Origin of the sequence: Agromyces zhanjiangensis (assembly GCF_040496055.1) — a bacterium.
Taxonomy (GTDB): Bacteria; Actinomycetota; Actinomycetes; order Actinomycetales; family Microbacteriaceae; genus Agromyces; species Agromyces zhanjiangensis.
Genome location: NZ_JBEPKB010000002.1, coordinates 152,977 through 177,039, shown reverse-complemented (window position 1 = coordinate 177,039; position 24,063 = coordinate 152,977). Strand labels below are relative to the sequence as shown.

Annotated in this window: 23 protein-coding genes and 2 tRNA genes; 3 read left to right on the top strand and 22 right to left on the bottom strand. The window is 71.2% G+C overall.

Annotation, left to right across the window (positions count from 1 at the left end; all coding sequences use genetic code 11):
* Nucleotides 1-32: 32 nt before the first annotated feature.
* The 4 genes from ABME02_RS04035 to ABME02_RS04020 form a co-directional block, all read right to left on the bottom strand.
* Nucleotides 33-1,265, bottom strand: a complete 1,233-nt coding sequence (locus ABME02_RS04035) for an aminopeptidase (RefSeq protein ID WP_353814000.1) — start codon at nt 1,263-1,265, stop codon at nt 33-35.
* Nucleotides 1,266-1,384: 119 nt separating this feature from the next.
* A complete protein-coding gene (locus ABME02_RS04030; protein ID WP_353813999.1) occupies nt 1,385-3,121 on the bottom strand; it encodes an AfsR/SARP family transcriptional regulator in 1,737 nt (578 codons plus the stop codon).
* A 33-nt stretch (nt 3,122-3,154) separates the two neighbouring features.
* A complete protein-coding gene (locus ABME02_RS04025) occupies nt 3,155-3,406 on the bottom strand; it encodes a DUF4242 domain-containing protein (protein WP_353813998.1) in 252 nt (83 codons plus the stop codon).
* A 201-nt stretch (nt 3,407-3,607) separates the two neighbouring features.
* Nucleotides 3,608-3,681, bottom strand: a tRNA-Ile gene (locus ABME02_RS04020).
* Nucleotides 3,682-3,790: 109 nt separating this feature from the next.
* Here ABME02_RS04020 and ABME02_RS04015 point away from each other — a divergent pair.
* Nucleotides 3,791-4,306: a cupin domain-containing protein gene (locus ABME02_RS04015; RefSeq protein WP_353813997.1), complete on the top strand. Its 516-nt coding sequence runs from the start codon at nt 3,791-3,793 to the stop codon at nt 4,304-4,306.
* 66 nt (nt 4,307-4,372) lie between these two features.
* Here ABME02_RS04015 and ABME02_RS04010 read toward each other — a convergent pair whose 3' ends face one another.
* Together ABME02_RS04010 and ABME02_RS04005 are read right to left on the bottom strand one after the other, a co-directional pair.
* Nucleotides 4,373-5,614 (bottom strand): glycosyltransferase, encoded by a 1,242-nt coding sequence (locus tag ABME02_RS04010; RefSeq protein WP_353813996.1) that lies wholly within the window; start codon nt 5,612-5,614, stop codon nt 4,373-4,375.
* 195 nt (nt 5,615-5,809) lie between these two features.
* Nucleotides 5,810-6,727 (bottom strand): DMT family transporter, encoded by a 918-nt coding sequence (locus ABME02_RS04005; RefSeq protein ID WP_353813995.1) that lies wholly within the window; start codon nt 6,725-6,727, stop codon nt 5,810-5,812.
* Between the two features lie 40 nt (nt 6,728-6,767).
* Between ABME02_RS04005 and def the strand changes: the two genes are divergently transcribed.
* Nucleotides 6,768-7,334: a peptide deformylase gene (gene def, locus ABME02_RS04000; RefSeq protein ID WP_353813994.1), complete on the top strand. Its 567-nt coding sequence runs from the start codon at nt 6,768-6,770 to the stop codon at nt 7,332-7,334.
* 49 nt (nt 7,335-7,383) lie between these two features.
* On the opposite strand, the gene ABME02_RS03995 is transcribed toward def, so the two are convergent.
* From ABME02_RS03995 to dusB, 12 genes are all read right to left on the bottom strand, one after another.
* Nucleotides 7,384-7,689: an AzlD domain-containing protein gene (locus ABME02_RS03995; protein ID WP_353813993.1), complete on the bottom strand. Its 306-nt coding sequence runs from the start codon at nt 7,687-7,689 to the stop codon at nt 7,384-7,386.
* Nucleotides 7,686-8,393 carry an AzlC family ABC transporter permease gene (locus ABME02_RS03990; RefSeq protein ID WP_353813992.1) on the bottom strand — a complete coding sequence of 236 codons (708 nt, stop codon included), beginning with the start codon at nt 8,391-8,393 and terminating at the stop codon, nt 7,686-7,688. The genes ABME02_RS03995 and ABME02_RS03990 overlap by 4 nt, the downstream gene beginning before the upstream one ends.
* 93 nt (nt 8,394-8,486) lie before the next feature.
* Nucleotides 8,487-8,559 (bottom strand) — tRNA-Asn (locus tag ABME02_RS03985).
* A gap of 71 nt (nt 8,560-8,630) precedes the next feature.
* Nucleotides 8,631-9,656: a D-isomer specific 2-hydroxyacid dehydrogenase family protein gene (locus tag ABME02_RS03980; protein ID WP_353813991.1), complete on the bottom strand. Its 1,026-nt coding sequence runs from the start codon at nt 9,654-9,656 to the stop codon at nt 8,631-8,633.
* Complete coding sequence (locus ABME02_RS03975; RefSeq protein ID WP_353813990.1) at nt 9,653-10,519, bottom strand: ABC transporter ATP-binding protein; 867 nt, start codon at nt 10,517-10,519, stop codon at nt 9,653-9,655. The genes ABME02_RS03980 and ABME02_RS03975 overlap by 4 nt, the downstream gene beginning before the upstream one ends.
* A complete protein-coding gene (locus ABME02_RS03970; RefSeq protein WP_353813989.1) occupies nt 10,516-12,210 on the bottom strand; it encodes an ABC transporter ATP-binding protein in 1,695 nt (564 codons plus the stop codon). Before ABME02_RS03970 ends, ABME02_RS03975 begins: the two co-directional genes overlap by 4 nt.
* Nucleotides 12,207-13,277: an ABC transporter permease gene (locus ABME02_RS03965; RefSeq protein WP_353813988.1), complete on the bottom strand. Its 1,071-nt coding sequence runs from the start codon at nt 13,275-13,277 to the stop codon at nt 12,207-12,209. The genes ABME02_RS03970 and ABME02_RS03965 overlap by 4 nt, the downstream gene beginning before the upstream one ends.
* 1 nt (nt 13,278) lies before the next feature.
* Nucleotides 13,279-14,370 carry an ABC transporter permease gene (locus ABME02_RS03960; RefSeq protein WP_353813987.1) on the bottom strand — a complete coding sequence of 364 codons (1,092 nt, stop codon included), beginning with the start codon at nt 14,368-14,370 and terminating at the stop codon, nt 13,279-13,281.
* Between the two features lie 87 nt (nt 14,371-14,457).
* Entirely contained in the window at nt 14,458-16,092 is a 1,635-nt protein-coding gene (locus tag ABME02_RS03955; protein WP_353813986.1) for an ABC transporter substrate-binding protein, read from the bottom strand.
* Between the two features lie 227 nt (nt 16,093-16,319).
* A complete protein-coding gene (gene dnaG / locus ABME02_RS03950) occupies nt 16,320-18,368 on the bottom strand; it encodes a DNA primase (protein WP_353813985.1) in 2,049 nt (682 codons plus the stop codon).
* 48 nt (nt 18,369-18,416) lie between these two features.
* Nucleotides 18,417-19,709, bottom strand: coding sequence for a deoxyguanosinetriphosphate triphosphohydrolase (locus ABME02_RS03945; RefSeq protein ID WP_436408236.1), 1,293 nt, complete (start codon nt 19,707-19,709; stop codon nt 18,417-18,419).
* Complete coding sequence (gene dusB, locus ABME02_RS03940; RefSeq protein WP_353813983.1) at nt 19,681-20,835, bottom strand: tRNA dihydrouridine synthase DusB; 1,155 nt, start codon at nt 20,833-20,835, stop codon at nt 19,681-19,683. The genes ABME02_RS03945 and dusB overlap by 29 nt, the downstream gene beginning before the upstream one ends.
* A gap of 93 nt (nt 20,836-20,928) precedes the next feature.
* Between dusB and ABME02_RS03935 the strand changes: the two genes are divergently transcribed.
* Entirely contained in the window at nt 20,929-21,414 is a 486-nt protein-coding gene (locus tag ABME02_RS03935; RefSeq protein ID WP_353813982.1) for an aminoacyl-tRNA deacylase, read from the top strand.
* A gap of 103 nt (nt 21,415-21,517) precedes the next feature.
* Here ABME02_RS03935 and ABME02_RS03930 read toward each other — a convergent pair whose 3' ends face one another.
* The 4 genes from ABME02_RS03930 to recO form a co-directional block, all read right to left on the bottom strand.
* On the bottom strand, nt 21,518-21,658 hold the full coding sequence (locus ABME02_RS03930) for a hypothetical protein (RefSeq protein ID WP_353813981.1): 141 nt from the start codon (nt 21,656-21,658) through the stop codon (nt 21,518-21,520).
* Complete coding sequence (locus ABME02_RS03925) at nt 21,655-22,320, bottom strand: DsbA family oxidoreductase (protein ID WP_353813980.1); 666 nt, start codon at nt 22,318-22,320, stop codon at nt 21,655-21,657. Before ABME02_RS03925 ends, ABME02_RS03930 begins: the two co-directional genes overlap by 4 nt.
* Before the next feature lie 146 nt (nt 22,321-22,466).
* Nucleotides 22,467-23,285, bottom strand: a complete 819-nt coding sequence (locus ABME02_RS03920; protein ID WP_353813979.1) for an isoprenyl transferase — start codon at nt 23,283-23,285, stop codon at nt 22,467-22,469.
* Nucleotides 23,282-24,019 carry a DNA repair protein RecO gene (gene recO, locus ABME02_RS03915; protein WP_353813978.1) on the bottom strand — a complete coding sequence of 246 codons (738 nt, stop codon included), beginning with the start codon at nt 24,017-24,019 and terminating at the stop codon, nt 23,282-23,284. Before recO ends, ABME02_RS03920 begins: the two co-directional genes overlap by 4 nt.
* Between the last annotated feature and the right edge of the window lie 44 nt (nt 24,020-24,063).

Genomic DNA, 24,063 nt, shown 5'->3' with positions numbered 1-24,063 from the left:
GGTGCCGCGATCCGGGCCCGCGCGTCGACGCCTCAGACGTTGAACCCCCACTCGCCGGCCGCGATGATCGGCTCCTCGCTGCCGTCGTCGAACACGCCGAAGACACTCAGCTCGGGGGAACCGAGCACGAAGTCGACGTGCACCGAGCTGCGGTTGAGGCCGACTTCGAGCCGCTCGTCGGGACTCAGGGCGTCGGCGCCGTCATAGCACGACGCATACGACTGTCCGAGGGCGATGTGGCACGCGTCGTTCTCGTCGTAGAGGATGTTCCTCCACACCAGCCGCTCGGCGGCCACCGCCCCCGACTGCGGCACCATCGCGGCCTCGCCGAAGCGCACGGCTCCCTCGTCGCTGCCGAGGATCGCCCGCAGCGTCGCCTCGCCGACTCCGGCATGCGAACCGACGACCTTCCCCTCCGAGAGCTCGAAGGAGAAGTCCTCGATGAGGTCGCCGAAGTAGCTCAGCGGCTTCGTCGCGCGCACCGTGCCCTCCGCCCTCATCCGGTGCGGGGAGGTGAACACCTCCTCGGTCGGCAGGTTGGGCGCGAATGGCTTCCCGGCGGGGGTCGTCATGCCGCCGCCGCGCCAGCGGGCGCGATCCGTCATGCCGAGGACGAGATCGGTCCCGGGGCCTTCGTAGCGAAGCCGACGGTAGTCGCGGGAATCGAGGTAGGCGGCCCGCGCCTCCAGGTCCGCGATGTGCGCGCGCCAGCCACCGACCGGATCCGGCGTGTCGACGCGAGCGGCGCGGAGGATCGCCTGCCACAGGCGCTCCTCCGCCTCCTCGGCGTCATCCTCCGGGAACACGCTCGACACCCACGCGGGGATCGGCACCCCGACGACCGTCCAGGGCACCTGCCCGATGCCCATCGCCTCCATCTGGGGCCGGACGTACTCCATCTCACGGCGGTTCTGCTGCTGCACGAGAGCCTGGTCGACCCCGGCGAACTTGGCCGGGTCGGCCGCGTGGACGCGCAGGAACGAGGCGCCGGCCTCGAAGTCGGCGAGGCGGAACAGGGCGCTCCCCGGCAGCGCGCCGGCGGCATCGGCCGAGCCGTGGGTGAACCGCGACCGGTCGACCGCATCGTCGAACCAGAGCACGTCGGCGGAGATCGCCCCGGCATCGTAGGCGGCCTCGACCACCATCCGCGCGAACTCGGGTCGCACGACGGGGGCCGAGATGAGCACCCGATCGCCGGGCTCCACCCCCAACCCCACCTCGATCGCGACGCGCGCGTAGTCCCGCAGTTGCTCTTCACTCGGCATGGTGGCCTCCCGGTCGGTGCCTCCACCGTGGCACATCGGCGGCGCGATCGCCTCCTGCGTCGCGTCGCGTCGCAGCGCTCATCGTCGCAATCGGCCGGAGCGTCGCGGCCGACGCGCGCTCACGGCCGGAGCTGAGGAGTCGGACCCGGGGCGTGCTGAACCCGCATCCGAGTCCGATCGGTGAGCACCCCCAACGCATCCGTCCACTCCTGCGTCTGCGGATGCCCGTGCGCGCGGCCGAGTTCGCAGAGCGCGGCGAGGATGTATCCCTCCAACCAGACGTACGGATCGGCGAGGCGCCTGCAGCGGGCGTGCGCGTCGATCATGATGGCGAACGCGCGATCAGGATCGCCGTCGGCCTCGGCGACGAGGGCGAGCGCACGGGCGGACATCCCCTCCCAGCAGGGATCCCTGAGCTGGCACGCGCGAGCGAACGCCTGCTCCAGGACCGTCGACGCGCCCACGACGTCGCCCCGGACGAGTTTCACCTCGCCGAGGATGGCCTGCGGCCAGGGAAGGAACGCGAGCCAGTGGTCGTGCTGCGCCACGGCCATCGCCCGGGTGAGCCACGCTTCCGCCTCCGTCAGACGACCCGTCAGCAGTGCCACGCGCCCGAGCATGGAGAGACCGTACGCCTGCGTACGGGGTTCGCCTGCAGCCTCCGAGCGCGCCACTGCCGACTCGAGCAGCACCCGGGCACGGCCGAAGTCGCCCCGGTCGCTCGCCACTGCTCCGAGGTAGGTGGTGGCCCTCGCGTGCACCGCCGGCGCACCGTGCGCGTATGAGAGCGCATCGCTCAGCCAACGCTCGGCGCGGTCGTAGCGGGCACGGAGGAAGTCGACGTACCCCAGCTCAGCCCGGATCTCGGCAACCGTCGTCCACGACTGCGAGGCTCGCGCGATCTCGTCGGCCTCGTACAGGCGAGCCAGACCCTGCTGGTCGAGGCCGCCGAGCCCGTGGATGAACGCCTTCGCCAAGGCAAGGCGGGCGACGACCTGTCGTCGGGGCTCTCCGGCCCGGTCCGCCAGTTCTGCCGCAGCACCGAGCGACACGATGCCGGACTCGATCGAGCCGGCGGCCACGGCGGCCGAACCCGCCTCGGTGAGCGCATCGATGGCGGCTTCGTCGACGGCCGCAGCGGGCACCTCGACGCGCGTTCGGTACGCCGCATCGAGCGCAGGTCCCGGCGGGACTCCCAGTTCACCGCGGAGCATCTCCACGCACGCGGCGTACTGACGTTCCGCCGCCTCGTCGTCCCCGGCGAGCCGGTACAGCCGGATGAGCAGCGCCTGGTGGTTCTCGTCGAACGGGCTCATGTTCGCGGCGCGCACCGCGTAGCCGAGTGCCGCATTCAGGTCGCCGCTCGACATCGATCCGAGCGCGGCCTCGTGCACGACGGCCTCGGAGACCGCCGCGACGTGACGTTGCTTCGAGACCAGCCAAGTCTCATAGGCACCGGCGTAGCGGAGGCTGAGGCCGGCGAGGAGCTCCTCGCCGAGTCCGGGCAGGCGAACCGCCTCGGCCCACGTGCCGCGAAGGAGCACGTGGACGTCGACCACGGCGGCGGAGGGCAGGGTCAACACCACGGGGTCCCCGTCGACGGAGGCGTCCCCGCCGAGTCCTCGTCGGATCTCGGCGAGGCACCAGCGCAGCGCACGAGCCGGGTCGTCGGCTTCACCGAACAGCATCCCGGTGAGCTGGACCCGACTCGGCGCCCGCTCGCTCAGGAGCAGGCACGCCAGCACGGCCCAGCTCTTGCGGCTGCGGAACTCGTACGCCTTGCCGGCGCTCCGGATGATCCGGGGGTGTCCGAGGAGCTGTACGGTCAGGCTCGGACGATCGATGTCCGCCGCCATCCCCCCATACTCCCGCACATCCCTGAGGAATGGTCAGGAATGCTCCTGCACCGCGTAGATCTCGTCGGCGACGAGGCCGTGGGCCTCGCGGTGGACCGTGTGGGCGGTATCCGCATCTGGCGCCTCCACCAGGCAGAAGATCTTCCCCGCCTGCTGATCCACCCAGTAGCGCAGGTAGTTGACCCCGTGCGCGCCCTGGGTGGCCAGGTCGGCCTGGTGCGCGCTGGCGACATCCGCTTCCGAAACGCCTCCATCGATGGTGTGTACGTCCATGAACAGCGACATGATGTGCTCGTTCCTCGTCACGACCGACGCGACTCGCCGGATCTCATGCTGACAGCACAGCACCTCGGCGTTTGACGCCGGGTTTGACGCGGATGCCGCGACCTCGCGCGGACGAGTCACCGGGCGAGGCCGTGCGTGGCCCGCGGATGCGCCGACCGCGCGGCGGACCGGCTTCGAGGAACTCGTCGCCGTCGGTACGAGTAGGGCGGACGGGACTTGAACCCGTGACCGATGGATTATGAGTCCACTGCTCTAACCGGCTGAGCTACCGCCCCGCGAGCGACCTCATTCCGGCACGATGACCGGGATCGACTCGGTGACCGGATCGGTCACGCGCTCACCACGATACAGACTCTCGAACGTGTCGATGGTTCACGTGATGTCGTGCGCGTCGTCATCCTGGCCGAGCGGCGTCGTCGCTGCCCGAATGCGAGCGGATCGGAGCGGGCCGACGCGATCACGGATGGGGCGGGCTGGGAGAATACGGGAGAGCACAGGAGGCTTCCGATGCAGACTCGTCAGTTCCCTCCCACCCCGGACGACCGCTCCCCCGCCGGCGCGGAGATACGGTACCTCATCGACGGCGCGGCCGGTGGGATGATCCACTCGACGGTCCCACCTGGTCAAGTGAACCGAGGGACGGTCCACGCCACGGTGAGCGAATTCTGGTACATCCTCTCCGGTTCCGGGCGGCTCTGGCGACGGGACGCCACCGGCGAACTGACGACAGAGCTCATGCAGGGGGTATCGATCGACATCCCGGTCGGCACCGCGTTCCAGTACCGCTGCGACAGCGACGAACCACTCCGGTTCCTCTGCGTGACGATGCCGCCGTGGCCGGGAGACGCGGAGGCCACGGTGATCGAGGGACCGTGGCGACCGACGGTTCCCTCGCCCTGACGGCGGCTCGAGACCGGGCATGCGGGCCACGACCAGACGGTCGTGCTCCTCAGCCCGCGAGCGAGCTCATTCCGGCACGATGACCGGGATCGACTCGGTGACCGGATCGGTCACGCGCTGACCACGATAGAGACTCTCGAAGGTGTCGAGCGTGCGGGTGATGTCGTGCGCCTTGATGAGCTTGAGCGACTGCGCCTTGAGGGCGTTGTAGTCGTCTGGCGTGGCTTCGAGCACCGTGCGCAGCTTGTCGGCGAGGTCCTGCGGGTCGCCGGGCTCGAAGAGGTAGCCGTTCTCGCCGTGGTGCACGAGGTGCGGCAGCGCCATCGCGTTCGCGGCGACGACGGGGAGCGCCGAGGCCATGGCCTCCATGGTCACGATGCTCTGCAGCTCGGCGATCGACGGCATCGCGAGCACCGACGCACGGTGGTACGCCTCGCGAAGTTCCTCGTCGGTGACGTAGCCGGTGAAGGTGACGCGGTCGGCGATGCCGAGCTCGACGGCCATGTGCTCCAGGTTGCGCTTCTGGTCGCCCCCACCGACGATGTCGACCTTCACGTCGAGTTCGGCCGGCAGCAGGGTCACGGCTCGGAGCAGCACGTCGATCTGCTTCTCGCCCGTGACACGGCCGACGAAGACGATGCGGTTGTCGGTGCGCGGTTCCCAGTTCGGGGAGTACTTGTGCGCGTCGATGCCGCAGGAGATCGCGTGGACGCCGCGCAGGCCCGTGTACTTCTCGAGGAAGTCGGCCGCACGGCGCGTCGGCGTCGTGACCGACTCGGCGCGGCCGAACGTGCGTCGTGCCGCCTTCCAGGCCAGGCCGACGGCCCAGTCCTGCCACGCCTTCGGGATGAGCGTGAACTCGAGCATGTTCTCGGGCATGAAGTGGTTCGTGCCGACGATGCGGATGCCGCGCTTCGCCGCCTCGATCGAGAGGCCGCGACCGACCACGATGTGCGACTGGAAGTGCACGACGTCGGGCTTCACCTCGTCGAGGATCCGGGCGCTGTTCTGCTTGATCCGCCACGGGAGCGCGAAGCGCAGCCAGTCGTGCGGGTACCAGCGCCAGCTCAGCAGTCGGTGCGCCGTGAGCTCCTGGCCCTCGTGGACCTCCTTCCACGTGCCGTGCTTGCGGCTCGCGGCAGGAGCGACGATGTGCACGTCGTGGCCGCGCTCGACGAGTCCGGCGGCGAGCCGCTCGGCGAAGCGCGCGGCTCCGTTGACGTCGGGCGCGAAGGTGTCGGCGCCGATCAGGATCCGGAGCGGGCGCTCCGCGCCGGGGTCGGCGGACACGCTCGATGAGTCGGACACGTGGTGCTGTACCTCGCTGTTCGTGAACGGGGTGGGGCCGTATACCTGGCCCGTCGGGGAGTGAGGACTGGCCGCGTGGGCGGGGTTCATCCGACCCTAGTCTACGAGAGCACCCTCCGCAGCGACGATCTCACACGCCTGAGCGTGCTCGGATGAGCGGTGCGACGCACCGAGGCGGCGCGCAGCGCACCGCACTCAGAGCCGGGTCTGCGGATGGTTCTTCGCCAGCAGGAACACGCCCCAGATCGCGATCGCGCCCGTCAGGACGAACACCGCGATCGCCCACGGCGGTGCCTGCGAGGCCTCGTCGAGCACGACGATGCCGATGAGCACCGCGACCATCGGGTCGACGACGGTGAGCCCGGCGATCACGAGGTCGGGCGGGCCGCTCGCGTACGCGTTCTGCACGAAGTACGCGCCGAGCCCCGTCGCCGCGAGCAGCGCGATCACGCAGAGGACCGTCAGCCAGTCGAACTCGCCCTGGTCGACGCGCGAGAGCACGACCTTGGCGAGCGTCGCGACGAAGCCGTAGAGCACGCCCGCCATGAGCACGTAGAAGACCGCGCGGATGCGTCGACGGAACAGGGCGAAGGTGATCGCCGCCGCGGTGAGCACCACGAGCAGGATGATGAGGATCGTGATGAGCTGGCGCACCTGCACCGGCTTGTCGACCGCCGTGAACGCCGCGACGCCGACGAAGACGAACACGCCGCCCACGCACATCACGATGGCGATGATCGACTTGCGGTTCAGCTTCACCTTGTTGATGCGCGAGTTCAGGATCGAGGTGATCACGAGCGCCAGCGCGCCGAGCGGCTGCACCACGATGAGCGGCGCGAAGTAGAGGCTCGAGAGCTGGAACACGATCGCGAGCCCGAGCATGAGCGTGCCGAGCACCCACGAGGGTCGCGCGAGCAGCAGCGCGAGCTGCCTGCCGTTCAGCCCCTTGCCGAGCGTGTCGGCGGTGTTCGCCTCGACCTTGACGACGCCGCGGTGCTGGAACTGGGCCCCGAGCGACAGGAAGACCGCCCCGACGAGCGCGAGCGGGATGCCGATGAACTGCGTCGGATCGAGCGGGATCAGCTCGGTGAGTTCGCTGAGGTCCGGATCCACCCCTCGACCCTACCGGCTGCCCCGCCGATATCCTTGGCGAATGGCCGTGCTCCCGATCCGAATCACGGGCGACCCCGTGCTCCATGCGCCGGCCTCGCCGGTCGAGTCCATCGACGACGAGATCCGCACCCTGGTGCGCGACATGTTCGAGACGATGGATGCCGCGCCCGGCGTCGGTCTCGCCGGCCCGCAGGTCGGCGTCCCGCTCCGGCTGTTCACGTTCGGCTGGACGGACGAGGAGGACCGCGAGTGGCGCGGCGTCGCGATCAACCCCGAGCTGTGGATCTCGCCGCCCGTGCCCGGCATGCCCGACGAGGACGACGAGTCCGAGGGGTGCCTGTCGTTCCCGGGCGAGCGATTCGGGCTGAGGCGCGCGGAACGCGCCATCCTGCGCGCCACCGACCTCGAGGGCGAACCGTTCGAGATCGTCGCCGACGGATGGCTCGCGCGCATCTTCCAGCACGAGTACGACCACCTCGACGGCGTGCTCTACATGGACCGGCTCGACGACCACGACCAGCGCATCGTGCAGAAGATCACGCGCAAGCGCGGCTGGGGCCGGCAGGGTTCGAGCTGGACGCCGGGGATCGACGACCTCGACGCGTGAGCCGCGGCATCCGCTCTGCCCGATCGACGCGGCGCCGCCGCGCGCCTGCTCAGGCGAAGAAGCGGATGCCCGCCGCCACGGCCGCGGCCACCGCCACCACGACGATGAACGGCGTGCGCACCGCGTAGAGCGCGGCGGCGACCACGAGCGCCGGCACGCGCGCGTCGACGACGAGCGCCTGCCCGACCGCGAGCGTCTGCACGGCGATGAGTGCCGCGAGGAGCGCCACGGTGAGCAGGTCGGCGATCCGCGCCGGACGCTCGCGCTCGAGGAACGACGCGGGCACCAGGTGCCCCGCGAGCTTCAGGGCAAGCGTCGCCGCGGTGGCGAGGAAGATCACGTGCCACGTCGTCACCGGGCCGCCTCCCGCCTGCGGAAGAGGTCGAACCACCCCACGACCAGCGCCACGACCGCCGCCACGAGCACCGGCACGCCCGGCGTGAGGACCGGCGTGGTCACCGTCGCCAGCACGACCGCGAGCACCGCCGTCGCGCCGGCCTGGACGCGCTTCAGTCGAGGCCACAGCAGGCCCAGGAACGCCGCGGCCGCGGCGGCGTCGAGGCCGTACGCCCGGGTGTCGCCGAGCGCGTCGCCGATGAGGGCGCCGGCGAGCGTCGTGAGGTTCCACCCGACGAAGATCGCGAGGCCGGTCACCCAGAACCCGACGCGCGCCGCACGCTCGTTCGTCTGCGCGAGCGCCACCGCCGTCGACTCGTCGATCGTCAGCCAGGCCGCGGCGACCTTGTGCGCGAGGCCGTGCTCGCCGACCACGGGCCGCATGCGCATGCCGTAGACGACGTTCCGCACGCCGAGCAGTGCGGCGGCCGCGATCGCGGACCCCCCGGCGGCGGCGCCCCCCGCGCCGATCACGCCGACGAGCGCGAACTGCGAGCCGCCAGTGAACATCACGAGGCTGAGGACGCACGTCTGCCAGACGTCGAGACCCGACGCCACCGAGAGCGCGCCGAACGAGATGCCGTACGCGGCGGTCGCGAGCCCGACGGCGATGCCGTCGCGTCGCGCCCTCCGGATGGAGGCGTCGACGTCGGGTCCTGGCACGGATCCAAGTTGACCCTCACCCGGCGCCTGCGCGCAAATCGGGTGGACCCGGGAACGAGAACGGCCCGGACTGTGTGGTCCGGGCCGGGGAAGCTCCCCCACTTGGACTCGAACCAAGAACCTATCGGTTAACAGCCGATTGCTCTGCCAATTGAGCTATGGAGGATCACGCTGGGCGCAGAGATACTGTAGCAAAGCGAGCGCCGGACTCCCAATCCGAGCCGGGCTCAGCTGCCGTCAGTATCCGGCGTCCAGGTCGATCCGTCCGTCGAAGGTCGCGCCCCCGACGAAGGCGGCCGCGTTCGCCGCGATCCGACGCGCGAACAGCGGCACGGTCATGGCGTCGGTGTCGGCGACGTGCGGCGTGATGAGGCAGTTCGGCGCCCTCCAGAGCGGATGCTCCGCCGGCAGCGGTTCGGGATCGGTGACGTCGAGCCCGGCACCGCCGAGCCGGCCCGACTCGAGCGCCGCGACGAGCGCGTCGGTGTCGACCAGGCCCCCGCGGGCGACGTTGACGAGCACGGTGCCCGCGGGCACGGCCGCTAGCTCGGTCGCGCCGATCAGGCCGCGGGTGGCCTCGGTGAGGGCGGCGACGACGAACACGACCTCGGCCGTGCCGAGGACCTCGGCGAGTCGATCGGTCGTGACGGTCCGGGCGGCACCCGGCACCGCCGCATCCGCTCGTCGCACCACGGTCGCGCGGACGCGGAACGGCTCCAGGAGGCGAAGCAGTTCGACGGCGATCCCGCCCGCGCCGACGATCACGACGTCGCTGCCGTACAGCGTGCGGCCGCGCTCGTCGGCCTCCCATCCCGGTGCGCGCACCCGCCGTGGGAACTCCCGGAGCACGGCGAGGGCGAGGCCGAGCGCGTGCTCGGCGACGGGCTGCGCGTAGGCGCCCTTGGCGCTCGTCCACACGCGGCCGTCGTCGCGGTGCCGGGCGAGCAGGTCGGCGAACGCGTCGACGCCCGCCCACGGCAGCTGCACCCACGAGATGGCCGGATGCTCGGCCAGGATCCGCTCGAGGCGATCCGCCTCCGCCGAGCTCGTCCAGACCAGCCCGCGCGTCGCCGGCGACAGGGGCTCGACCCGCCCGCCCGACGCCGTGACGGCGTCGACGAAGGCGGGAGCGGCGTCCGGTACGACCGCGATCGGGCCGACCTCGGGCGATTCCCCGTGACTGTGGGACGCGCGCGGCTCGGTCGTGCCGGACGCGCCCGCGACCGGTTCGTGCCGCGGGCGGGGGCCTCCTGCCGCGGTCACTGCCGACCGTTGGACGAGAGGTCGTCGGTGATGGCGTGCCCGTCGTCGATCGCGCTCGCGAGCGCCTTGACGTACGGGTGCAGTGGGTCGTCGAGGACCTCCTCCATCGTGCCGTCGGCGACGATCTCGCCCTTGTCGAGCACCGCGATCCGGTCGGAGACCCGACGCAGCACCGGCAGGTCGTGCGAGATCACGATCGCGGAGAACGTGTGGCCCGCGCGGAGCTCGGTGAACAGTCCGGCGACAGCGTCGCGGACGGTGACGTCGATCCCCGCCGTCGGCTGGTCGGCGATGAGCACCTTCGGGCCGAGCACCAGCGCGCGCGCGAGCGCGACCCGCTGTCGCTGCCCGCCGCTCAGTTGATACGGGAACTTCTCGAGCATCCCGAGCGGCAGTCGCACCGAGTCGAGCATCGTGGCGACCCGCGTCGCGAGCGCCGCCCGGTTGTACCGGTGGTCCCGCTCCAGGATCGGTTCGCCGATGATCTCGGCGACCGTCCGGTCGGCGGGCAACCGGGCGGCCGCATCCTGCGCGAGGTAGCCGACGTGGAACCGCAACGCGTTGAGCTTGCGCCGCGAGACGCCGCGGAGCGGGGTGCCGAGCACCATCGCGTCGCCGCCCGTGATGACCGGTCGGACCTCGCCGCTGGCGAGGGTCGGCTCGAATGCGGCGCCCGAGAGCACTCGCGCGAGCGTCGACGCGCCGCTCCCGGCCGACCCGATGAGGCCCACGACCTCACCGGGCGCGACCCGCAGGTTGACCCCGTGCAGGGCGACGTGTGCGGCGCTCGGCCCGCGCCCCGGGTACTCGACCGACAGGTCGCTGACGACCACCGGGTAGCCGTGGGCGGCGTCGCGGCTCATCGTCCCGCCGCCTCGCGCAGTCGCCGGAGCTCCTCGCGTCGGTCGGCCTGTGCGACCGGATCGGGCACGGGAAGCGAGGCGAGCAGGCGCTGCGTGTAGGGATCCGCGGGCGCCCCGAGCACCTCGGCGCCGGTCCCCTCCTCGACCAGCCGGCCGCGGTAGAGCACCGCGATGCGGTCGGCCAGCAGGTCCACGACGGCGAGGTCGTGGCTGATGAACAGCGACGCGAACCCGAACTCGCGCTGCAGTTCGGCGAACAGCTCGAGCACGCGCGCCTGCACCGACACGTCGAGCGCCGACGTGGGCTCGTCGGCGATGAGCAGCTCGGGCTCGAGCGCGATCGCCCTGGCCAGGCTCGCGCGCTGCCGCTGCCCGCCGGACAGCTCGTGCGGGTACCGGTCGCCGTACGACGCCGGCAGCTGCACGGCCTCGAGCAGCTCATTCACGCGCGGGCGCGCATCGCGCGCGTCGACGGCGCGATCGTGGATCACCAGCGGCTCGGCCACGCACTCGGCGATCGTGAGCAGCGGGTTGAAGCTCGACGCCGGATCCTGGAAGACGAAGCCGATCCGGCTGCGGGTCGGCCGGAACCGCCGCTCGCGGATGCCGAGCATCTCGTGGCCGAGCACCTGCAGCGAACCGCCCGTGACCTTGGTGAGGCCCGCGATCGCACGACCGATCGTCGTCTTGCCGGACCCGGACTCGCCGACGAGGCCGAGCACCTCGCCGGGCCGGATCACCAGGTCGACGCCGTCGACGGCGCGGAACCCCGCGCGGCCGAACCGACCCGGGTACTCGATCTCGAGGCCGCGGGCCTCGACGACCGGCGCCTGCTCGGCCCAGTCGGCCGGACGCGCGGCGGCGCGTTCCGCCGCGCGTGCGACGCCGTGGCCGACGTACGGCACGGCGGCGAGCAGCGCCTTCGTGTAGTCCGCCTTCGGGTCGGCGAAGAGCTCGCGTGCCGGCGCCTCCTCCACGACCCTGCCCTGGTACATGACCGCGACCCGGTCGGCGAGGTCGGCCACGACTCCCATGTTGTGCGTGATGAGCACGATCGCCGTCCCGAACTCGTCGCGCACGCGACGCAGCAGGTCGAGGATCTCGGCCTGAACCGTGACGTCGAGCGCCGTCGTCGGCTCGTCGGCCACGATGAGGCCCGGCTCGAGCACCAGCGCCATCGCGATGACGATGCGCTGCTTCTGCCCGCCCGAGAACTGGTGCGGGTAGTGGTCGACGCGCTGCTCGGGGTCGGGGATGCCGACGCGACCGAGGATCTCGATCGCCCGCGTCCGCGCCTCGGCCTTGGAGACGCGGCCGTGCGCACGCAGGCCCTCCATGATCTGCCACCCGACCGTGTAGACCGGGTTCAGCGCGGTGGAGGGCTCCTGGAAGACCATCGCGACGTCCGTGCCGCGGATGGCCCGGAGGTTCGCGCCGCTCAGCGAGATGACGTCCTGTTCCGCCGTGCCCGCCCGGTTCGACAGCACCACGGCACCGCTCGTCGTGGCCGTCTCGGGCAGCAGCCCGAGGATCGTCTTCGCCGTGACCGTCTTGCCCGAGCCCGACTCGCCGACGATGGCGAGCACCTCGCCGCGTTCGACGGTGAGGCTGACGTCGTCGACGGCCTTGACCGCTCCGGCATCCGTCGAGAACGAGACGCCGAGGTTCCTGATGTCGACCACCGTGCTCATCGCTTGACCTCGATCCCGTGCTCGTCGAACGTCTCCCCGTCCTCGAGGCCCGCGAGCCCTCCGGGGCCCGCGTCGAGGGTGCCGCCCGGCACGACCGAGGTCTCCGCGACCTGACCCGCGGATTGCGCGACCCGACGCCGTCCGCGCAGGCGCGGGTCGGCGAGGTCGTTGAGGCTCTCGCCCACGAGCGTGATGGCGAGCACCGTGAACACGATGGCCAGGCCGGGGAAGAGCGCGGTCCACCAGATGCCGCTCGTGACGTCGGACTGCGCCTTGTTGAGGTCGTAGCCCCACTCGGCCGCCGCGGTCGGCTCGATGCCGAAGCCCAGGAAGCCGAGCGCGGCGAGCGTGAGGATCGCCTCGGACGAGTTCAGCGTGATGATGAGCGGAAGCGTGCGCGTGGCATTGCGGAACACGTGACGGAACACGATGCGGTGGTTCGGTGCTCCGAGCACCTTCGCCGACTCGACGTACGCCTCCGCCTTGATCCGCACGGTCTCCGCGCGGATCACGCGGAAGTACTGCGGGATGAACACCACCGTGATCGACCCGGCCGCGGCGAGCACGCCGCCCCACAGGTTCGACTGCCCGCCGGAGATCACGATCGAGAGCACGATCGCGAGCAGCAGCGACGGGAACGCGTAGATCGCGTCGAACACGACGACGAGGATGCGGTCGAGCCATCCGCCGAAGTAGCCCGCGTAGAGGCCCAGTGCGACGCCGATGAAGATCGCGAGGACGACGGCGACGATGATGACCAGGATCGCGGTCTGCGTGCCCCAGATGACGCGGGACAGCACGTCGTAGCCGCCGACCGTGGTGCCGAACGGATGCGCTGCGGACGGGGGCTGCTGCGTCCCGAACCCGCCGGCGGCGTCGGAACGCTGCGCGAACCCGTACGGCGCGAGCAGCGGCGCGAAGATCGCGCACAGCACGAAGACGAGGAGCATCAGGAGGCCCGCGACGAGCATGCCCCGCTGGAGCCCGACGCTCTGGCGCACCTGGTGGACGACGGGGATGCGGTCGCGCCAGCGGTGCCCGGGGCGCGAGGGAACGGCGACGGCCATGTCAGTACCTCACTCGCGGGTCGATGAACGCCGCGATCACGTCGACGATGAAGTTGGTGAGCGCGACGATCACGGCGAGGAGCACCACGATGCCCTGCACGGCCGCGAAGTCCCGCGACTCGAGGAACTCGGCGAGGATGAAGCCCAGGCCCTTCCACTCGAACGTCGTCTCGGTGAGCACCGCGCCCGCGAGCAGGAGTGCGATCTGGAGGCCCATCACGGTGATGATCGGGATGAGCGCGGGGCGGTACGCGTGCTTGCGGAGGAGTCGGGACTCGGCGACGCCGCGCGACCGGGCGGCGTCGACGTAGTCGGTGGCCAGGGTGCCGATCACGTTGGTCCGCACCAGGCGGAGGAAGATTCCCGCGGTGAGCAGCCCGAGCGCGATCGCGGGCAGCACCGCGTGCGACAGGACGTCGACGAGGACCTCCGGATCGCCGGTGCGGATCGCGTCGATCGTGTAGAAGCCGGTCGGGTTCGGCAGAGTCTGCATCTGCAGCTCCGCGCCGACACTGGCGCGACCTGCGACCGGCAGCCACTTGAGCCAGACGGCGAAGATGAGCTTGAGCAGGAGGCCGGCGAAGAAGATCGGTACCGCGTACCAGATGATCGCGAGCACGCGGGCGATCGCGTCCTGCGCCTTGTCGCGGTGGTAGGCCGCGTACAGCCCGAGGGGCACGCCGACGGCGAAGGCGACGATGAGCGAGTAGAACACGAGCTCGAAGGTCGCCGGACCGTACGTCGTCAGCACCTCGATCACGGGACGGTTGGTGGTCAGCGTCCGGCCGAAGTCACCGGTCGCCAGTTGCGCGAGGTACTCGAGGTACTGGACGATCAGGGGCCGGTCGTACCCGGCGGCGGCGCGCAGCTCTGCGAGCTGCTCGGGCCCGAGGCGTCCGCCCTGGGCCGCGGTGATGGGGTCGCCCGTCGTCCGCGCCAGGAAGAAGACGACGGTGACGAGGATGAAGATGGTCGGGAAGATCAGGAGGAAGCGGACGAGCAGGTAGCGCCCGAATCCTCCCCCCGTGGCCTTCGGCCTGGGTCGGGCCGCGGCCGGCGCCTCGGATGAGGGCGCGGTGTCAACAGTGCTCATGGGTTCCTCACGGGGTGCAGGGAGACGGGGGCGACCCGCGGTAGCAGATCGCCCCCGTCGTCGTGCTGCGACGACTCTAGTCGGGACTCAGCCCTTCGAGAGCGCGGCGTAGCGGAACTTGAACGACGCGTCGAGGGTGTCCTCCGCACCTTCGACGTCGGCGCCCACGACCGCGATCTGCGCACCCTGCATGTACGGGATGGTCGACAGGTCGGCGGCCACCGCGTCCTGGATCTCGCCGATCAGCGCCGCGCGCTCGTCGGCGTCGCCGGTCACCGACTGCTCGAGGATGAGGTCGTTGACCTCGGCGTTCTCGTAGTGGTTGGCGAGGAAGTTCTCCGTGAGGAAGAACGGCGACAGGTAGTTGTCGGCGTCGGAGTAGTCCGGGAACCAGCCGAGCTGGTACGCCGGGTACAGGTCGGCGACACGGTCGTCGGAGTACTGGACCCACTCGGTCGACTGCAGGTTCACGGTGAACAGGCCGCTCGCCTCGAGGTTGTCCTTGATGATCGCGTACTCGTCGGACGAGGACGGGCCGTAGCGCTCGGCGACGTACTGGATCGAGATGTCGACGGGCGTCTCGATGCCGGCGTCCTCGAGGCGCTGCGCGGCCTTGTCGGCGTCGGGCTGGCCCGCACCGTCGCCGTACTGGTCCTTCAGCGCCTCGTTGGCACCCGTGAGCCCCTCGGGCACGTACGAGTAGAGCGGCGTGAAGGTGCCCTTGTAGACGTCCTCCGAGATGGCCTCGCGGTCGATGAGGTCGGCGACCGCCTGGCGCACTGCGAGGGCCTTCTCCTCGTCTGCCTCCGCCGTCGTCGCACCGAACGGCATCGTGTTGAAGTTGAACACGAGGTAGCGGATCTCGCCGCCGGGGCCGTCGACCACCTTGACGTTGTCGTTGCCGCGGAGGTCCTCGATGTCGGTCGCGCTGAGCGTGCGGTGCGCGACGTCGATGTTGCCCTCCTGGACGTCGAGCTTCAGGTTCGACGCGTCGGTGTAGTACTTGACGTTGACCGTCTCCGTCTTCGCGTCGCCGAGGATGCCCTGGTAGTCGGGGTTGGCCTTGTACGCCACGAGGTTGTTGAAGTCGTAGCTCGAGATCGTGTACTGGCCGGCGAAGGCCTCGCCCGCGACGATGTCGTCGTCCGACGTCAGCGCGTCGGCCGCGAACACGTCCTCGTCCACGATCGGGCCGACCGGGCTCGAGAGGATGAGCGGGAAGATCTGGTCGTTCGGCGACTTCAGCGTGAAGACGACCGTCAGGTCGTCGGGCGTCTCGACGCTCTCGAGGTTGTAGAGCAGCGACGACGGGCCGTTCGGGTCGGCGATCGCGAGCTGGCGGTCGAAGGTGAACTTCACGTCGGACGAGGTGAGCTCGTTGCCGTTGGCGAAGGTCAGGCCCTCCTTGAGGGTGACGGTGTACTCGTTCTCGGAGGTGAACTCCGCCGACTCCGCGATGTCGGGCTCGACGTCGGGGCTGCCGTACGGGGTGTTCAGCAGGAACGGGTAGACCTGGTTCATGACGGCGAAGGAGCCGTTGTCGTACGAGCCGGCCGGGTCGAGGGCCGTGATCTGCTCGGTGGTGCCGATGGTGAGCGTGCCGCCACCGGTCGACCCCTCGTCGTCGCCGCCGGCGGAGCAGCCCGCGAGGGCGAGCGCGGCGGCGGAGAAGCCCGCGGCGAGTGCGAGGCCGCGCCGGCGGTTCGTGGATGCGGATGCCATATCCGTCTACCTCTTCCTGTCGGTGAGCGCGCGCGGGTTCGCCGCGTCGCGATCGTGTATCTCTCAGAGCTAGCACAGGCGGCTGGTCGTGACACCCGGAGCGGGGGCCGGTGGAGCCCGAATGTGACCGATCTGCAACCTTCGCGGCGGCACGAGCTGCACACGATGAGCAGTCCTCGGATCCGGCATCGATCGATCCGCACTCGGGGCGCCGCCCGGTCACCGCGTCAGTCGCCTCGCAGGGACCGCCGTTCGCGCTCGATGTCGACGAGGGCGCGCTGGATCATCGCGTACGTCGTCGTGTCGGCGCGATCGGTGCGCTGGAGCCGGCCGAGCAGCTCCTGCTTCTGGCGCAGCAGCTCGCGGTCGACGAGCGCCCCCACGACGCCGCGCACGTACGCCGTGAGCTCGGTGCCGTCGCGCTGCGGAACGGGCAGCACGGCGAGCTGCTGCACGATCGAGGCGAACGGCGGCGGGACCTCGGCGACGACGCGGTCCACGGTCACGGGCTGCGTCGCCACCGCGGACGGATGGCCCGCCTCCCCCTGCGTCGTCGACCCGACGGATGCCGCGGCCAGTACCGACGCGATGCCGTCGCGCACCACGGCGAGCGTGCCGTTGCCGAACCGGCAGTCCACGCCGTGGCGCAGCAGGTCGTGCCCCACGAGGTCGGGGTACTGCAGCATCACCTGCAGCGCGTCTCGCTCGAGCCGCGTCGCCGGGTCGTTCGGCAGCATGGTGATCGAGAAGGGCCGGTCGGATGCCGCGCCCGCGCCGGCCTCGGAGGCGACCCCGCCTCCGGTCGCGGCGGTCCCGTCGGGCCCGGCGTCGCCCGGTCGCCTCGGTGACCCGGAATCGACGCCCGCGGCGCCCGGCCCGGCCGGGCGACCCGCCGGCTCGGGCCGACGGTCCCCCTGGGCTCGGTCGCCCCGTCGTTCGCGCTCGCCGTCGCGCGCCCGGGCACCCGCCGCGCGGACGGCCCGCCCGACCTCGTCGAGTTCCATGCCGAGCATGCGGGCGAGTTCGCGCGTGTATCCGGGACGGAGCGCGGGATCGCGGATGTCGGCGACGATCGGCGCCGCCGCGCGGAGCGCCGCCACCCGGCCCTCGACGGTCTCGAGGTCGAATCGGGCGAGCGTCGTGCGGATCACGAACTCGAACATCGGCGTCTTCGCCTCGACGAGCGAGCGCACGGCGCCGTCGCCGCGCGCCAGTCGCAGGTCGCATGGGTCGAGGCCGTCGGGCGCGACCGCGACGAAGGTCTGCGCCGCGAACCGTCGCTCCTCGGCGAAGGCTCGCATCGCCGCCTTCTGTCCGGCGGCGTCGCCGTCGAACGTGAAGACGACCTCGCCGACGCCCGTGTCGTCGCCGAGCACGCGCCGAAGCACCTTGATGTGGTCGACGCCGAACGCGGTGCCGCACGTCGCGATCGCGGTCGTCACGCCCGCGAGGTGGCACGCCATGACGTCGGTGTAGCCCTCGACGACGACGACACGGTGCGTCTTGGAGATCTCGCGCTTGGCGAGGTCGAGCCCGTAGAGGACCTGCGCCTTGTGGTAGACGGCGGTCTCCGGGGTGTTCAGGTACTTCGGGCCCGGGTCGTCCTCGAGCAGCTTGCGAGCGCCGAACCCGACGGTCTGCCCGGTCACGTCGCGGATGGGCCAGATGAGCCGACCGCGGAACCGGTCGTAGACGCCGCGGTCGCCCTGCGAGACGAGCCCCGATGCGGTGAGCTCCTCCGTCGTGAAGCCCTTGCCCCGCAGGTGCTTCGTGAGCGTCTCCCAGCTCTTCGGCGCGAAGCCGACGCCGAAGTGGCGGGCCGCCTCGGAGTCGAAGCCGCGCTCGCCGAGGAACCGCCGCCCGACCTCGGCCTCCGGGGTGCCGAGCTGCTCGACGAAGAACTCCTCGGCGGTCCGGTTGGCGGCGAGGAGACGCGCGCGGTTGCCGGCGCCCTCGGCCGGGCCCCCGCCGTCCTCGTAGTGCAGTTCGAAGCCGATGCGACCGGCCAGGCGCTCGACGGCCTCGGTGAAGCTCACGTGGTCCATGCGCTGCAGGAACGTGTAGACGTCGCCCGATTCACCGCAGCCGAAGCAGTGGTAGTAGCCGAGCTGCGGGCGCACGTGGAAGCTCGGGCTGCGCTCGTCGTGGAACGGGCAGAGGCCCTTCATCGAGCCGACGCCCGCGGATTTCAGGGACACGTGCTCGCCGACGATGTCGGCGATGTTCGTGCGGGCCTTGACCTCTTCGACATCGCTCTGTCGAATGCGGCCCGCCATGTCGTCAATCCTATTCCGCGGATGTCGCGGGTCGGCCCCGCGCGCCCGTTATCGCTGCACGAGGCGTTCGTACCACGACAGCGCGGACTGGTCGGTGAGGCTCGCGACCTGGTCGACGACCACCCGACGGCGCGCCACATCGTCCGACGCCGCCCGCCAGTCCTCGGCGAATCCGGCGTCGAGGTGGGTGTCGCCGCTCTCCCAGAGCACGGCGGCGAGGGCCGTGAGCACCTGCCGCTGCTGCGAGTAGATCGGCTGGCGCGTGTTCTTCGACATCACGAACGCGGCGACGATGCCCTTCAGCACCGCGATCTCGGCCTGGATGTCGCGCGGCACGACGACGTCGGCGTCGAAGCGGATGAGGCTCGCGACCGGATGGTGGGCGCGCGTCGCCTCGGTCGCCGCGTGCGCGAACCGGCCGATGAGCTGGCTCGTGAGGTTCTTGAGGGCCGCCTGGTCGCGGCGGCTCCCGCTCCACTCGGAGAGCCACACGTCGAGCGAGTCGAGCCGGTCGAAGGCGTCGATGAGCTCCTCGTGGCCGAACGCTCCCCCGATCCATTCGACCATCGCGTCGACGAGCTCGTCATGGTCGACCCGGCGGCCGAGCGCCGCCACGTCGATGTAGCCGCCCACGATCGCGTCCTCGAAGTCGTGCACCGAGTAGGCGATGTCGTCGGAGAGGTCCATGACCTGCGCCTCGATGCAGAGGCGCCGGTCGGGCGCTCCCCGGCGCATCCACTCGAACACGTCGACGTCGTCGGCGTAGAAGCCGAACTTCGTGCGGCCGCTCGGGTCGCCGACGCCCGAGTCCTCGGGCCACGGGTACTTGCAGCTCGCGTCGAGGCTCGCGCGGGTGAGGTTGAGTCCGAGCGAGCGCCCCTCGGGCGAGAAGACCTTCGGCTCGAGGCGCGTGAGGATCCGCAGGGTCTGCGCGTTGCCCTCGAAGCCGCCGATGTCCGCAGCCCAGGCGTTCATGGCCTTCTCGCCGTTGTGGCCGAACGGCGGGTGGCCGAGGTCGTGCGCGAGGCACGCGGTGTCGACGACGTCGGGGTCGAGCCCGATGCTCGCGGCGAGCTCGCGGCCGACCTGGGCCACCTCGAGCGAGTGGGTGAGCCGGTTGCGTGCGAAGTCGAGGCCGGAGGTCGGGCTGAGCACCTGGGTCTTCGCCGCGAGGCGGCGGAGCGCGCTCGAGTGCAGGAGGCGCGCGCGGTCGCGTGCGAAGTCGCTGCGCCGCCGGTTCTCGTGCTGTTCGGGCAGGAATCGCTCGGCGTCGGCCTCGTCGTAGCCGCCGAAGAGTCGGTCGCGCACGTGATCAGCCGCCGCTCGTATCGAGCTCGGCATCGACGAGCGTGGCCCGGTCGTGGCCCGCCAGGTCTTGCGAGTCGAGCCAGCCGTCGGGCAGCGCCGGGTTCTTCGGCGTGCCGGCGCGGCCGCGCGGCCCCTCCGCGCCCTCGCCCGGGTACGGCGTCGACCAGTCGAGCGTGCCGAGCAGGTCGTCGAGCTGCGCGAGCGACTCGACCGTCGCGAGCCGGGCGCGCAGGTCGCCGCCGACCGGGTACCCCTTGAAGTACCAGGCGACGTGCTTGCGGATGTCGCGGCAGCCGCGCTCCTCGCTGTCGAAGAAGTCCGCGAGCAGTTCGGCGTGCCGGCGGAACGTGCGGGCCACCTCGCCGAGGGTCGGCTCGGCCTTGGCCTGCTCACCTCGGAAGGCCGCCGCGAGGTCGCCGAAGAGCCACGGCCGGCCGAGGCATCCGCGCCCCACCACCACGCCGTCGCACCCGGTCTCGTCGACCATGCGCAGCGCGTCGTCGGCCGACCAGATGTCGCCGTTGCCGAGTACCGGCACGGTCGTGACCGTCTCCTTCAGCTTCGCGATCGCGGGCCAGTCGGCATGCCCGGAGTAGAACTCGCTCGCGGTCCGTGCGTGCAGCGCGATCGAGGCGACGCCCGCGCCCTCGGCGATGCGGCCCGCCTCGAGGTAGGTCAGGTGGTCGGCGTCGATGCCCTTTCGCATCTTGACCGTGAGCGGCACGTCGCCGGCGGCCTTCACCGCACCCTCGACGATGTCGCGGAAGAGGCCCGACTTCCAGGGCAGCGCCGCTCCCCCGCCCTTGCGGGTGACCTTCGGCACGGGGCATCCGAAGTTCAGGTCGATGTGGTCGGCGCGGTCCTCCGCGACGAGCATCGTGACGGCCCCGGCGACGGTCTTCGGGTCGACCCCGTAGAGCTGGATGGACCGCGGCGTCTCGGACTCGTGGTGCGTGATGAGGCGCATCGACTCGGGCGTGCGCTCGACGAGCGCGCGGCTCGTGATCATCTCGGAGACGTACAGTCCGGCGCCGAACTCGCGGCAGAGCCGGCGGAACGCGGTGTTCGTGATGCCCGCCATGGGCGCGAGGACGACCGGCACCTCGAGGTCGAGGCCGCCGATCGTGAGCGGGCGGGCGGGGGTCGTGGTCGTTGGCATCGCCTTCGATTCTCCCAGACGAGCGGGCGGATCCGGCCGGGCTCGCGGCGCGGGCGAATAGGATGCGGGCAGGACGGCAGTGGGGAGGACGGCATGACGCGCTTCGCCGGGTTGGCGGGTGTCGAGCGGGTGCAGGCGGATGCCGCGGCGCGCGGCCTCGACATCGAGGTGATCGAGCGCCCGGCCGCACGCAGCCTCGAGGAGGCCGCCGAGCTGCTCGGCATCGAGCCGGCCGACATCGTCAAGTCGCTCGTGGTCAAGCGCAGCGACGACACGTACGTCTTCGCCCTCGTGCCCGGCGGGCGGAAGATCAGCTGGCCGAAGCTGCGCGCGCTGCTCGCCGTGAACAAGCTCCAACTCCCCGACGCGTCGCTCGCGCTCGCCGCAACCGGCTACGAACGGGGCACGATCACCCCACTCGGGTCGAGCATCGACTGGCCCGTCGTCGCCGACGGGACGATCGTCGGCCGCCGCGTCTCGATGGGCGCCGGCGAGCACGGGCGCAGCCTCTTCGTCGACGCCGACGCCCTCATCGCCGCGCTCGGCGCGACGGTCGCCGACATCAGCGATCCCGAATAGCCGACCCGCGGCCCCCAGGCGCGGGCGCCGCGCCCTACCCCCGCGCGCATGGCATCGCGATGACGCGAACCATCGCGCGTGCCGGCCGGAGGATCCGTTCGCGTCACCTCGCTGGATCGATTGCGTCTCCGGGGTCGGCGGGCGGCACGAAGCAGACGTCGCCCTCGCAGATCATGCCGGCGCCGGCGCCGACCATCGTGAACGGCGCGGGGGCGGCATCCGTCGGCGCCGGCTCGCCGCTCACGCCGCGGCCCCGTCGCGCTCGCCGTCGACCTGCTGGAGCAGCTGCGAGAACACCTCGGCGGGCTGCGCGCCGGACACGCCGTACTTGCCCTCGAACACGAAGAACGGCACGCCCTGGATGCCGTAGGCTCGCGCCTGCGCGATGTCGGCCTGCACGTCGTCGGCGTACCGTCCGGACTCGAGCGCCTCGCGCGCCTCGACGCCGTCGATGCCGAGTTCCTCGGCCCAGCCGACGAGCTCGTCGACGCGGTTCACGCGCCCGCCCTCGGTGAAGTAGGCCTTCAGCAGGCGCTCCTTCATCTCGAGCTGCACGCCGTGCGCCTTCGCGAGGTGGAGCAACTCGTGGCCCTTCAGCGTCTTCGTGTGCGCGACCGCCTCGAAGTGGTAGTCGAGCCCCGCCTGCGCGGCGACGCCGGTCACGTGGTCGAGCATCTGCTCGACGCGGTCGAGCGGCAGGCCCTTCGCCTTCGAGAGGTACTCGGTCGTCGATCCCTCGAAGTCCAGCGGGGTGTCGGGCGAGAGCTCGAACGAGTGGTACTCGATCTCGACCTCGGGCGCGTCGTCGCCGAGTGCGGCGATCCCGGCTTCGAGGTGGCGCTTGCCGATGTAGCACCAGGGGCAGGCGATGTCGGACCAGATGTCGATCTTGATGGGGGAACTCACGACGTATGCGAACGGATGCTTCGCCGCACGTATTCCCCGAACGGCACGAATCGACCCGGCGCGCGCACGTCGACGGACATGCCAGCGGGCGCGCCGGCGCCGTGCGGCGTGTCGTGCGGATTCTCCCGCGGAGTGCGCTCGAACGCCTACAGGCCTTCGGGCGCCGCCGTCGGTGCATCGACCGCGCCGCCGAAGCGGCGGTTGCGCGACGCGTAGAGCTCGATCGCCTTCCAGAGCTCGGTGCGGCTGAAGTCGGGCCAGAGCGTGTCGAGGAAGACCATCTCGGCGTACGCCGACTGCCACAGGAGGAAGTTCGACGTGCGCTGCTCACCCGAGCTGCGGACGAACAGGTCGACGTCGGGCATGTCGGGCACGTACAGGTGCCGCTCGATGAGCTTCTCCGAGACGGCCGACGGACGGATGCGGCCCGCGGCGACGTCGTCGGCGATCGCGCGGACGGCGTCGACGAGCTCGTTGCGACCGCCGTAGTTGACGCACATCGTGAACTGGAGGCCGGTGTTGCCGGCGGTCAGCCGCTCGGCGACCTGCAGTTCGTCGATGACCGACTTCCAGAGCCGCGGACGGCGGCCCGCCCACTTGATGCGCACGTTCCACTCGTTGAGCTGGTCGCGGCGGCGGTGGAGCACGTCGCGGTTGTAGCCCATGAGGAAGCGCACCTCGTCGGGCGAGCGCTTCCAGTTCTCGGTTGAGAACGCGTACACCGAGAGGTGCTTCACGCCGGCCTGGATGGCGCCCGCGACGACGTCGAGCAGCACCTCCTCGCCCGCCTTGTGACCCTCGATGCGCGTGAGGCCCTGCCGGTTCGCCCAGCGGCCGTTGCCGTCCATGACGATCGCGACGTGCTCGGGCACGGCGCCCTTCGGGAACGCGGGCGGGGTGAGGCCGGTCCAGTCGAGCGGGCGGTATGGCACCGCGTCCTTGTGGGTGTAGGGCTTGGGGGTCACTCTGGAGCCGTTCCTCGGGAGACGTGGGAGAGCGAGCGCAGGCCGCGCTCGAGGTGCCATTGGGCGTACGCCGCGACGATACCGCTCGCCTGGCCGCGGTCGCGGTGCGAGGCGGCCTCGGCGACCTCCCAGTCGCCCGTGAGGAGCGCGCCGAGCAGGTGCACCGTGGTCGGGGCGATCCGCGGCGTGCCGGGCGGGGCGCACGCGTCGCACACGACGCCGCCGAGCTGCACGACGACGGCCGTGTGGGGGCCCGGTGCACCGCACCGCGAGCAGTCCTCGAAGCTCGGCGCCCACCCGGCGATCGCGAGCGCGCGCAGCAGGTACGAGTCGAGCGTGAGGTCGGGGCCGTGCTCGCGCCGCGAGAGCGAGCGGAGCGCGCCGACGAGCAGCAGGTACTGCTGCAGCGACCCCTCCGCCTCGGTGAGCCGGTCCGCGGCCTCGACCATCGCGTTCGCCGCGGTGTACGCGGCGTAGTCCTGGCTGATCTCGGCGCCGTAGGCGCCGATCGACTCGGCCTGCGTGATCACGTCGAGCGTGCGGCCCTCGTAGAGCTGCAGGTCGGCGACCATGAACGGCTCGAGCCTGGACCCGAACTTCGACGCCGTGCGCCGGACGCCGCGGGCGACCGCGCGGATCTTGCCGTGGCGGCGCGTCAGCAGCGTGACGATCCGGTCGGCCTCGCCCAGCTTGTGCGTGCGCAGCACGACGGCGTCATCTCGATACACGGGCACCCGTCGATTCTCCCACCGACCGCCCTCCCCCGGTCCGCGAGCAC